The following is an 11630-nucleotide window of genomic DNA, read 5'->3' on the forward strand; positions in this document are numbered from 1 at the left end:
CATGAATATTTTTGATAAAATTAAAGATGCATTATTCAATAATACATCTTCAAATGATATGCCGCCAGCTCAAACAGTAAATGAGTTTGACGAAGTGATTCGTAATTCACGCATCGAATACGCGCGTATAAATACCTATTTCTGGAATTTAAAACTGAATACAATATCTGTTTACACGCAGGATGTAGCCAACTGGAATGATAAAAAGAAAATAGACTTTATCATTTACTGCCTGCGTCAAATTAACGAATATCAAAAAAACAGGCGCGGTTACTCAAATACTGATATAGCCTATCAGGATAACGAGGTAAGGGCGGCCTACCTAAGCCAGCTGTTTAAAACCAGGCTTGCCATTGATGATCACGATCTGGAAAGGGTCTTGCTTGCATTTAACCAAAATAAAAAATGGGACTGGGCTACCCTAAACCAATGGCCTACCTCGGCCCTGCTCAACCAACTCACGCGCCAGTATGGCAAATCGGGCATCTCCGAAAAAATGATTGAGTTGTTGAATGGACTGAAAGTGACTATACAGCAGATTAACCAAACCTATTTCGAAAAAGAAAAGCTAAAACTGGTAGAAAAGATAGATCAGTTGATATTTGGTGCAACAGAATCGCCGGAAAAAGTTAAGCCCACATTGTTTTTAGGCGATGACGCATTTTCTGCCTATGCTAACCAAATCATCCAGGATTTACCGGAAGCAGAACGGCAGGTATGGTACCAATTAATTGCAAAGGCATTAAAGGCCTCGGGTTCAAAGCCATCCAATAAATACCTGCAGGAAAGTAAAGGGCTGTTTAAACAATTAGGTGCCGATAAGTTTAAAAACGTTGTGAACAACTGGTTCCTGTTTATTATTAATTTAAAAGAAGAAACTAAAGTACATACCCAAACTTATGATAACAGGGTTTACAATTACTCAACATCAACATTTTTAAGCGCCATCAACATGGAAGCCATTAAAGGCTTTGTATGGATGTGCGCGCATTTTCACGATAACGCCACTCTTAATAACTTGGCTAAACTGGCCGAACGGAGTTACAAAAAAATGCCCGGCGTCGGCCCGGCAGCGGCGGCCATTGGCAATGCCTGCCTGTATGCTCTTTATAAATCAAAAGGCCTGGATGGTATAGGCCATTTATCCCGTCTGAAACTTCGGATTAAGCAGAGTAATACGCAACAAATCATCGAAAAATATATACACGAGGCCGCAAAGGAACAAGGTGTATCAACCCACGAAATTGAGGACATGGCGGTTGATGATCTTGGACTTACCAATGAAACACGTGAGTTTCAGTTTGAAAATTACACCTGTATCCTGAAAATTACCGGCGTTGGCAAATCTGAGCTTAACTGGTATAAAACCGGCGGGGTACAACAGAAAACTATCCCCTCGGTTATAAAAGAAAAGCAGGCCGTCAGGTTAAAAAAAATAAAAGATATTCAGAAACAAACCGACCAGACCACCAGCGCCCAGCGCGACCGTATAGACCGGATGTTCCGGACCGGGCGTAAGCTGAGCTTTGAGGCTTTCAAGGAGTTTTTTTTAGATCATGGGCTGATGTGTTTCCTCAGTAGGCAAATCATCTGGAGTGTTACCCAGGCCGGGCAAACAACATCCGTGATCCGGGTAAATGAGGTATGGCTTAATAACAACGATGAGGTGTTTATCCTCGACGAAAACGCCGAAGTATCCCTATGGCATCCAGCTTTGGCCCCCCTTGCCGAAGTACAAAAATGGCGCGATTTTTTGATTCGGCATCAGATTCAGCAACCACTGAAACAAGCGTTCCGCGAGGTTTATTTGCTTACCGAAGCTGAAATAAATACCCGCACCTACAGTAACCGAATGGCTGCCCACGTATTAAAGCAGCACCAGTTTAACATGCTGGCCAAAACACGGGGCTGGAAATATTCATTACTTGGCACATACGATAACGGCATAGAAAACGGCATTGCCGAAATACATTTGCCCGAACATGAGCTCAAAGCCCAATACTGGGTAAACGAAGTTAACGCGGATAATGCTTATAACGACACTGGCATATGGAATTATATAACTACCGACCAGGTGCGATTTGTGCGTGCAGCCGATGATACAGTTATGGAGCTGGTAGATGTTCCGGCTTTGGCGCTTTCTGAAGCATTGCGGGATGTTGACCTTTTTGTTGGGGTGGCCAGCGTAGGTAACGACCCAGCCTGGCAGGATTCGGGCGGGGTACCGGCTTTGAACAACTATTGGGCATCATATTCTTTTGGCGACCTTTCTGAACTGGCAAAAAACCGTAAAGAGATCCTGACCAACCTGGTACCAAGATTAAAAATAAACAAGGTTGCGGCTATACAGGACAAGTTCCTGGTAGTAAAGGGTAAGCTACGAACTTATAAAATACATATTGGCAGCACCAACATACTAATGGAACCTAACGACCAATATTTATGCATTGTGCCCGACAGGGGTCAAAAAAGCCCAACCGAAGGTTTGTTTATTCCCTTTGAAGGCGATGCCGGCCTTTCGGTCATCCTCTCCAAAGCCTTCCTGCTTGCAGATGATGACAAAATTACCGACAGCACCATTACATCGCAAATAAACAGGAAATAAAATCCCGGAAAACAAACATCCGGGCTTTTGCAAATTCAATATTTTATATTACGTTCATCTATTTACGAGACACACGTCTACCAGCATCAGGACATCACAAGGGCCTATACATAATATAAGTATCTACAAGCCCCAGTTGAAGATGCCTGAAACCATTGGGGGTAGTGCCAATAATGGTAAAGCCATTTTTTTGCCAAAGCTTTACCGCCTGGTGATTGGTTGAAACCACTATGTTAAATTGCATAGCCTGGTATCCCTGTTCTTTAGCTATTTGCATAGAGTGCCGGCAAAGCAGGCTGCCTATACCTTTGCCCCTGGCATCGGGATGCACCATATAGCCGCAATTGGCTATGTGGTTGCCCAGCCCCACCTGGTTGGGCTTCATGATGTAAGTGCCCAGTATTTTATGATCCTCTTCGGCAACAAACGTTTGGATTGGGCTTGCAAACCAATGTTTTTGTAAATCGGCTTTAGGAGTTTCGGGATCAAACGCGTACGTATCTCCTGTTTGTATAACTGTTGAGAATATCTCCCAAATGGAATCATAGTCCTGTTGAGTAGCTGGTCTTATTTTCATAACCTGTAAACTTCCCGCTATAGTTGTTGTATTACGGGTTACAAATCGTTTTTAATTTTTTGCTGTAATCGGCATTTAACGGCTCGTTGGTTTGGGCAAGGCGCTGTGATCCTACGTTGGCAGGGCAGGCAATACCTTTGGGGCCGTCATAAACCAGGTCGGGTTTGGTGCTGATCAGTTCTTTAGGTACATAGACTTGTACCCTGGTAACCGGATACCCGCTCGGGAAATAACGAACATAATAACCATCCGGGTGTAAAGACCATATGCCCGATGGCACTTCGGGATCGGGTTGCGGAGCAATGCCGGCCAGCATGGCGTATTTTTCCATTTCTTCGTATGATGCATTGCCCGATGCGGCCAGCTGGCGGATATTATTTTCGGCCTCAAAAACGCTTTGGGCTGCGGCCGGCAGCTGGTCTTTGGCCTTTGCCACCAGGCTTGCCGGAAGTACACCCAATGCGCCACCCTCCAGCATAAGCAGTTCCTGCGGCGATAATAAGGTGGTTGCTGTTAGTTTGATATCTGTACCAAAATCGGCAAAACGGGTACGGGCAACTATTGCCCAAAGTAATACCTGGATACTGCGCTGTTTTACATCGGGATGCTTTTCGGCATTTTTAAGTATCAGTATCACCACATCGGCCTTGGGGCCCAATACCGGTGCCAGCATATAACCATCGCCGGTGCTTGGCCCACGTGTACCGGCGTGCAGGCAATAACTTTTATTGGTCATTTCAAAAAAGCCGGCACAAAGTTTAAAACCGCCGCCGGGCGCTTTGGGTAAAAGGTATAAAGGCTCGGGTTGCTGTCCTTCAATAAATGATGGGGGTTTGGAACCTGTTTTGTTTACATCTTTAAAACTTGTTGTAATGGCCTGGGGTTGTTTCAGGATCTTGTTTAAACCACCGCCCGAGGCCATCTCGGTGCCTTTATCCAGTAATTTTTTACCAAGCCCGCCAAATTGGGCCTGGGCGGCAGTAATGCAAAACATAAATGCAATAAGTGTAGCAAATCTTTTGTGTGTTTTCATAAGTAACAGGATGTTTAGATGCTGCTAAATTAACTAAAACAATATTAATCGGGTGTTGCAATTAAGTCTGTTTTTTTCTGACAGCTTTCGAAGGAGATACCAATGGGTGGAATTTTCGGGCAATAGTGGAAAATAATGCTGCTTTAACTATTTCCCCAGCGAAAAACGCTTGCGGCTGGGGATTGGAAAATTTTATTCTACTTTTTTAATCGAACTCGGATTGTTATTAAAGGAAGCTAAAGCTTTATCAAACTCATTCTTCTTTTTTTCAGATACGTTTACATATCCAATACTTAGATAACCTATTCTTATATCTTTCCAATATAATCCATTGGCCATTTTACCTTGCAGGGTTAAAGTTTCGGGCTTATATTCTTTACCCAACTCCCTTGCTATTTTATCTTTTAATTGAGTACTCTCAAAACGTTTATGTGTTATGCTGTCTCCCATTGATCGCATGTTATTATAGTTTGATACACTAATTACAAAGTCAGATATATATATTTTTGAGGAGTCTGAATAAATGTATTGTTTTTCTAATTCGTTATGGCCTCCAACTAAGGTTAAAGGCTTAAACCCTTTGGGCAATGCCATATAGTAAGTATTATTTCTTAAGTGGGATTCGTCTGCATTTTTTCTTTTATATTGTATGATAGCAATTCCTTGACTACTTGCACATGAGGTAATGAAAGAAAATAGTATTAAATAAATCGTAATTTTCATATTCAAGGAGATTAATTCAGTGGATAAAAAAAACAGGGGTATTTGCTGGAATAAACATACTTAGTATGCACCACGCATTTAGGACAGCACTATGTCAGGCAATCAAAATATTGCATCCTTACAAAAACATCTATCCCAAAAACGTTTACAAAACTTACAAAATATAATCCTTCGGGATTTCTGAATTTATAATTGCGGCTCATGCGTTCAAAATACAAAATCGCGGATGAAACCTACATACGGGATTTGCGTGAAAAGCCCTCAGCGGGCGCAGACCTACAGGCAAAGGCAAAGCGAGGACTTGTAACGAAAAGCCTGGCCCCGGTTTTATCGGGTGAAACAACCAAAACCTGCCTGTTAAAGCAATTATTTAATACCATAAAGTCACTTTTATGTTAACATATAAAATTACCTGCCCCGGGGGTTTGACATTCGGACAAAAACTTTAGCTTTGCCGTACTAAACGAAAAAAACCAATGAGTGTTCTCGTAAATAAAGATTCAAAAGTTATTGTACAAGGTTTCACCGGTAAAGAAGGCAGTTACCATGCCGAGCAAATGATTGCTTATGGTACCCAGCTTGTTGGCGGTGTAACACCAGGTAAGGGCGGTCAGTCGCATTTAGACAGGCCTGTTTTTAACACTGTTAAAGATGCCGTTGACCAAACGGGCGCCGATGTATCTATCATTTTTGTACCTCCTGCTTTCGGCGCTGATGCCATTATGGAAGCTGCAGAGGCTGGCATTAAGGTTATTGTTTGTATCACCGAAGGTATCCCTACAAAGGATATGATTGCGGTAAAAGAATACTTAACCGATAAGGACGCACGTCTTATTGGCCCTAATTGCCCGGGAATTATTACTGCCGATGAAAGCAAAATTGGTATTATGCCAGGCTTTATCTTCAAAAAAGGTAATGTGGGCGTTGTTTCAAAATCAGGAACCTTAACTTACGAAGCGGTTGACCAGGTGGTTAAAGCCGGTTTAGGTATCACTACCGCTATAGGTATTGGCGGCGACCCTATTATTGGTACCCCAACCAAAGAGGCTGTTGAACTGTTGATGAATGACCCTGATACACATGGCATTATCATGATAGGCGAAATTGGCGGCAGCATGGAAGCTGATGCAGCCCGTTGGATTAAAGAATTTGGCACTAAACCGGTTGTAGGTTTTATTGCCGGCCAAACCGCGCCTCCGGGCCGCAGGATGGGTCACGCGGGTGCAATTGTTGGCGGTGCCGACGATACAGCTGCTGCCAAAATGAAAATTATGGCCGAGTGCGGGATCCGCGTAGTAGAATCTCCTGCCGAAATTGGCGCTGCTATGGCAGAAGAATTGGCGAAGTTATAGCCCCCTAACCCCCTAAAGGGGGAACTGGAAAAACATATTTGAATCCTGGTCAGTTTTGGCCGGGATTTTTTTGTTTTGTTAAAAAATGTTAATAGCCTGCTTATATGAAAGGAATGGCTTATTTTTCCTTCATCTAAACACATACTTATGCCTTTTTCTTCGCGCCGGTCCAAGTTTCTTTTATTAAGTTTTATTTTTTTGACCGGTTATTGCTCAGAAAGCGTGAATGTCCAAAGCAATGAGCAGCTGATTAAGGCTATTAACAACAGCCTGATTCCCATTAAAACACTGGACCCCGATAGCGGTTACAGCGACCTGCAACCGCTGAAGGAAATTTTAAAAGATAAAAAGATTGTTGGCCTTGGCGAGGCTACACATGGCACACACGAGTTTTTTGTGTACAAACACCGCATGCTGGAGTTTTTGGTAAAAGAGATGGGTTTTAAAACCTTTGTGATCGAGGCCAGCTTTACCGGTACTCAAACCATGAATGATTATGTACTTTATGGCAAAGGCGATCCTTACCAGGGGCTATCAGCAATGGGCTTTGGTATTTGGATGACAGATGAGTTTGTACAAATGGCTAAGTGGATTAAAACGTACAATCAATCGCAACCTATCCAGAACCGGGTTAAATTTTATGGCTGTGATATGCAGGACGGGCAAACATCTACCCGTTTGATTAAAGATCTCCTTACCGAAAGCAAACAGCTTAGCCCCGAAATTGAGGAGAGTTTTAAAGTGATGGCTAAACAATGGGCAAGTATTACCAATGGAGAAAAAAAAAGTATGAAGAATACTATAACCTTGCTTAAAAGCATCCGGCTGGCATCTACCGATAGTGATAAAGTGAATTTATACAATCAGGATGTGCGGGCGCTTGAGCAGTTTGTGGTCTACATTAATTCTAATTCAAAATTCTATCCCACAAAAAGCACAGAAGTAAGGGATGAGTTTATGGCCGAAAATTGCGCATGGATATACAATTATACCCAAGGCGATAAAATGATGATCTGGGCGCATAATGAGCATGTGCGCAAAGCAAAGGATAATTATGATGTTGCCCGGATGGGAATGTTGCTGGCTGGCCGTTTTAAGGATAGTTATTATGCTTTCGGGTTTGGGTTTGGCAGCGGCACTATCCGTGCGTTTGATAAAGCTATGGGCAGAAATGGCAGCTACGATGTACCTGCTATAAACAATAGCGACAGCTACGATACTGCTTTTGCCAGTGCAAGCAGCCCTGGTTTTATTCTGGATTTCAAAACTGCTTCGGCAGATGCGGGGTTGAAACAGTTTTTAAACGAGCAACATTATGCCTATACCGTTGGCGCTATTTTTACCGATTTTAAAGACACCCAGAGGCTGCTTGTGCGGCAAAAACTGGGCGAAGCTTATGATGCCCTCATCTTTTTTCGTAAAACCACCGCAGCGATGGATATAAAAAGGTAAAGCGGGGAAGCGGGTGGAAACAATGCAGAAAATTCTTTAATTTAGGAACATCAGCTTTAAAACATCACCCATGATCAAAAAAAATCTGTTTTGGTTACTTTTATTTTCGTGCTGTGCAACAGCTTCTGCTCAAACCTACAAACCCGCCGCCTTTACCGATCCCGACAGGTTAAAAAAAATAGAGACCACCTTCCCCATCATCGACCAGATTTATAAGGACTATGCCGAAAAAAACCATTGGCCCGGCCTGGCTTACGGCATTGTGGTTGACGGTAAACTGGTGCATGTAGGCGGCCTTGGCTATACCGATATTCCTGATAAGATAGCAGCTACCCCAAAATCCGCTTTCCGCATTGCATCTATGACCAAAAGCCTCACCGCCATGGCCATTTTAAAGCTACGCGACGAAGGCAAACTGAAACTGGATGACCCGGCCTACCTGTACATCCCCGAGATGAAGAATACCAGGTACCTTACCAAAGATGCAACGCCGGTAACTGTAAGACACCTGCTCACCCACGCTGCCGGCTACCCGGAAGATAATCCCTGGGGCGACAGGCAACTGGCCGTTAGCGATGATGAGCTGATAGCGCTTTATAAAAAAGGTGTATCCTTTTCCAACAACCCCGGTTTAGGCTACGAGTATAGTAACCTTGGCTTTGCTACACTGGGCTATATCATCAAAAAGGTATCCGGCAAAACCTATGAAACCTACATCAACGAAAATATCCTGAAACCTTTGGGCATGACACATACCTATTGGGAATATACTAAAGTACCCAAAGAGCAACTGGCGCTGGGCTACCGCTGGCTGGATGATAAATGGGTGGAGCAACCCTTGCTGCACGATGGCGCCTACGGCGCCATGGGCGGCCTTATTACTACTATAGAGGATTTTAGTAAGTATATGTCGCTTCACCTGGATGCCTGGCCGCCAAGGGATGATGCCGAAACCGGCCCCATAAAACGCAGCTCGATCCGCGAAATGCAGTACCCCTGGGATGTAAATTATTTAACGGCCAATGCCAAAACAACTACCGGCCGCCCCTGCCCTAATGTGAGCGCCTATGCTTATGGCCTGCGCTGGGCCAGGGATTGCGATAACCGGGTTTATATTGGCCACACAGGCGGTTTACCGGGCTTTGGAAGCCAATGGAACATCATGCCCGATTATGGTATAGGTGTGGTTTCATTCGCCAACCTTACCTATGCGCGCGCAGGCTACCCTAACACCCAGGTGTTGGATACATTGCTTGCCCTATCAGGAATTAAACCACGCCAATTGCCGCCTTCTGTTATACTTGATCAGCGTAAAAATGACCTCCTGAAAGTTATTGCCGACTGGAGCAAGGCCAAAGAAAGCGGCATTTTTGCCGACAATTTTTTTATGGATTACTTTCCCGAAAAACTAAAAGCAGCGGCCGCTGAAGCTTTTGCAAAAGCAGGCAAAACGGTAAGTATTGGTGATGTGATAGCAGAAAATCAATTGAGGGGATATTTTATTATTAAGGGAGAAAATGCCAGTATCAAAGTAAGTTTTACGCTCACGCCGGAGAACCCGCCTTTGATACAGGAGTATCATTTGGATATAAGCCCACCGGCCCCCTGAAGGGGAATTCAGCGGTAAAAGTGCCTTTCTTCGCACCGTCAAACCAATGTAAACATCCCCCTCTAAAACATTTAATGCCCTCAATTTGTCGTATCTTTATGTAGGTAAAAATCGGGTTGTTATCGGTAAAATCAATAATCAATCGATGAAATCACCCTAACAATCAGTGTAATCATAAATAAATGGAATATAACAAATTAACGCCCGAAGAAGAAAGGGTAATACTATACAAAGGTACCGAGCGGCCATTTACGGGCGCTTTGCTAAATAATGATGCCCATGGTTTATATGTTTGCAAACGTTGTGATACCCCGCTTTACACGTCCGAATCAAAATTCGAATCGCATTGCGGCTGGCCAAGTTTTGATGATGAGATTCCCGGCGCGGTAAAAAGAGTAACAGATGCCGATGGTCACCGGGTTGAAATTGTTTGTGCAAATTGCGGCGCGCATTTGGGTCACGTTTTTGAAGGCGAATACCTCACTCCAAAAAATACCCGCCATTGTGTAAATTCTGTGTCGATGAAATTTGTATCGGCCGAAAATGTTAAATAATTTTTACCCCATTCAGGAATATCCGGGTAATGATTATCGTCCCGGATATTTTGTTTTTCCACATCCGGGTTTTGCGATCGCATTTTGGGAGCAATTTCCGAAATCCCTACCAACCCTTAGCAAGGGTGTTATGTATTTTTCAATAACTGTCGGTGTTAAGTAAAGTAATTTATAATGTTAAATTATTGTATCCGGCAAGTTTTTACACTATGCATTTTAGTGGTGATTTTTAATTAGCTGTAATCAAGTTCATTAATTTTCTGTTTCGTTGAATGGTTTAAAAAGTTATTGCACTAAGTGTTAATAACTCGGGGCTTTGTTAAAAACTATCATTAACAGCTTTCCAAAGCAAACATTAACTTTGTTGTACAAGGCAATAAAAAAGTATTCAACAGACAGCCGGATGCATTCGTCATCCAACAATACAAACACTTAACTGTCAGAGATTTACATGCTAAAACATTGTGGTTAACCAAACCAAATCACAAAAACTTGAAAGCTTTATGTATAATAAGGCTTGCTTTGGTGTCTGATGGCGCTACGTAAAAATAAAACGAAAAAAAACAGGTACCAATGATACAGGAAGACGAAATATTACTGAGAGAGAACAAAGACAGGTTTGTGATACTACCTATTAAGTATCCGGCCATTTGGGAAATGTACAAAAAGGCTGAAGCCAGTTTTTGGACAGCCGAGGAGATCGATCTTTCGGATGATATGAAGCATTGGGAAAACCTGAATCCGGGCGAGAAACATTTCATTTCGCATATCCTGGCTTTCTTTGCAGCAAGCGACGGTATAGTGAATGAAAACTTAGCCGTGAATTTTATGAGCGAGGTACAGTTGCCAGAGGCTCGTTGCTTTTACGGCTTCCAGATCATGATGGAGAATATCCACTCAGAAACCTATGCCCTGTTAATTGATACGTATATAAAAGACCCGGCCGAAAAAGACCGCCTGTTCCATGCTATTGATACTATACCATGTGTAACCAAAAAAGCAGAATGGGCGCTGCGCTGGATAAACAATGGCAACTTTGCCGAGCGTTTGGTGGCTTTTGCAGCTGTTGAAGGCATCTTCTTCTCGGGTAGTTTCTGTTCTATCTTCTGGCTTAAAAAACGCGGCCTGATGCCGGGATTAACCTTCAGCAATGAATTAATCTCGCGTGATGAAGGTTCGCATTGCGAATTTGCATGCCTGCTGTACAAAATGCTGAACAAAAGGTTAAGCGCTGATGCCGTTTTAAAGATCATTACCGACGCGGTTGAAATTGAAAAAGAATTTGTTACCGATGCATTGCCGGTTAACCTGATTGGCATGAACGCCAAAATGATGGGCCAGTATATTGAATTTGTGGCCGACAGATGGCTGGGTGAGCTGGGTTACGAAAAACACTACGGTGCAAGTAATCCGTTCGATTTTATGGAGATGATATCCCTGCAGGGCAAAACCAACTTCTTTGAAAAACGTGTTGGCGACTACCAGAAAAGCGGTGTATTAAACAACGCCGAAAGCAAGGCGTTTTCATTGGATGAAGACTTTTAAGTCAGTATCAAGTAATTAGTATCAAGTATCAGGATACTTAATTACCCCTAAAAATCACCGGTTGGTAAAAGGTCTTGTTACCTGATACTAACTACTTGATACAAAAAATAAGAGTTAACAATATACAATATATACACAAGTTGGTTCAGGTCTTGCTACCTGGTGCTAACTACTAAATAC

General features: G+C 43.0%; 9 protein-coding genes. 6 read left to right on the forward strand and 3 right to left on the reverse strand.

Annotated elements, in window-relative coordinates; genetic code table 11:
- The first annotated feature begins 1 nt into the window (after position 1).
- Positions 2-2605 carry a DUF4132 domain-containing protein gene (locus AC1DO4_RS04850; protein ID WP_477413491.1) on the forward strand — a complete coding sequence of 868 codons (2604 nt, stop codon included), beginning with the start codon at positions 2-4 and terminating at the stop codon, positions 2603-2605.
- Positions 2606-2699: 94 nt separating this feature from the next.
- On the opposite strand, the gene AC1DO4_RS04855 is transcribed toward AC1DO4_RS04850, so the two are convergent.
- The 3 genes from AC1DO4_RS04855 to AC1DO4_RS04865 form a co-directional block, all read right to left on the reverse strand.
- Positions 2700-3182 carry an N-acetyltransferase family protein gene (locus AC1DO4_RS04855; protein ID WP_477413493.1) on the reverse strand — a complete coding sequence of 161 codons (483 nt, stop codon included), beginning with the start codon at positions 3180-3182 and terminating at the stop codon, positions 2700-2702.
- A 31-nt stretch (positions 3183-3213) separates the two neighbouring features.
- A complete protein-coding gene (locus tag AC1DO4_RS04860) occupies positions 3214-4215 on the reverse strand; it encodes a hypothetical protein (RefSeq protein WP_477413495.1) in 1002 nt (333 codons plus the stop codon).
- A gap of 192 nt (positions 4216-4407) precedes the next feature.
- A complete protein-coding gene (locus AC1DO4_RS04865) occupies positions 4408-4938 on the reverse strand; it encodes a hypothetical protein (protein ID WP_477413497.1) in 531 nt (176 codons plus the stop codon).
- A 476-nt stretch (positions 4939-5414) separates the two neighbouring features.
- Between AC1DO4_RS04865 and sucD the strand changes: the two genes are divergently transcribed.
- The 5 genes from sucD (at position 5415) to AC1DO4_RS04890 (ending at position 11450) form a co-directional block, all read left to right on the forward strand.
- On the forward strand, positions 5415-6290 hold the full coding sequence (sucD, locus tag AC1DO4_RS04870; protein ID WP_477413499.1) for a succinate--CoA ligase subunit alpha: 876 nt from the start codon (positions 5415-5417) through the stop codon (positions 6288-6290).
- A 222-nt stretch (positions 6291-6512) separates the two neighbouring features.
- Positions 6513-7742 (forward strand): erythromycin esterase family protein, encoded by a 1230-nt coding sequence (locus AC1DO4_RS04875; protein WP_477413501.1) that lies wholly within the window; start codon positions 6513-6515, stop codon positions 7740-7742.
- Between the two features lie 70 nt (positions 7743-7812).
- Complete coding sequence (locus tag AC1DO4_RS04880) at positions 7813-9351, forward strand: serine hydrolase domain-containing protein (protein ID WP_477413503.1); 1539 nt, start codon at positions 7813-7815, stop codon at positions 9349-9351.
- A 182-nt stretch (positions 9352-9533) separates the two neighbouring features.
- On the forward strand, positions 9534-9905 hold the full coding sequence (locus tag AC1DO4_RS04885; protein WP_477413505.1) for a methionine-R-sulfoxide reductase: 372 nt from the start codon (positions 9534-9536) through the stop codon (positions 9903-9905).
- 573 nt (positions 9906-10478) lie between these two features.
- Complete coding sequence (locus AC1DO4_RS04890) at positions 10479-11450, forward strand: ribonucleoside-diphosphate reductase small subunit (protein ID WP_477413507.1); 972 nt, start codon at positions 10479-10481, stop codon at positions 11448-11450.
- The last annotated feature ends 180 nt before the right edge of the window (positions 11451-11630 follow it).

The sequence above is a fragment of the Mucilaginibacter sp. P5_A6 genome (assembly GCF_056400585.1).

Bases quoted from the DNA above. Each gene is read 5' to 3' on its own strand.
- AC1DO4_RS04850 (WP_477413491.1), top strand. From the start codon at position 2: ATGAATATTTTTGATAAAATTAAAGATGCATTATTCAATAATACATCT.
- AC1DO4_RS04855 (WP_477413493.1), bottom strand. From the start codon at position 3,182: ATGAAAATAAGACCAGCTACTCAACAGGACTATGATTCCATTTGGGAG.
- AC1DO4_RS04860 (WP_477413495.1), bottom strand. From the start codon at position 4,215: ATGAAAACACACAAAAGATTTGCTACACTTATTGCATTTATGTTTTGC.
- AC1DO4_RS04865 (WP_477413497.1), bottom strand. From the start codon at position 4,938: ATGAAAATTACGATTTATTTAATACTATTTTCTTTCATTACCTCATGT.
- sucD (WP_477413499.1), top strand. From the start codon at position 5,415: ATGAGTGTTCTCGTAAATAAAGATTCAAAAGTTATTGTACAAGGTTTC.
- AC1DO4_RS04880 (WP_477413503.1), top strand. From the start codon at position 7,813: ATGATCAAAAAAAATCTGTTTTGGTTACTTTTATTTTCGTGCTGTGCA.
- AC1DO4_RS04885 (WP_477413505.1), top strand. From the start codon at position 9,534: ATGGAATATAACAAATTAACGCCCGAAGAAGAAAGGGTAATACTATAC.
- AC1DO4_RS04890 (WP_477413507.1), top strand. From the start codon at position 10,479: ATGATACAGGAAGACGAAATATTACTGAGAGAGAACAAAGACAGGTTT.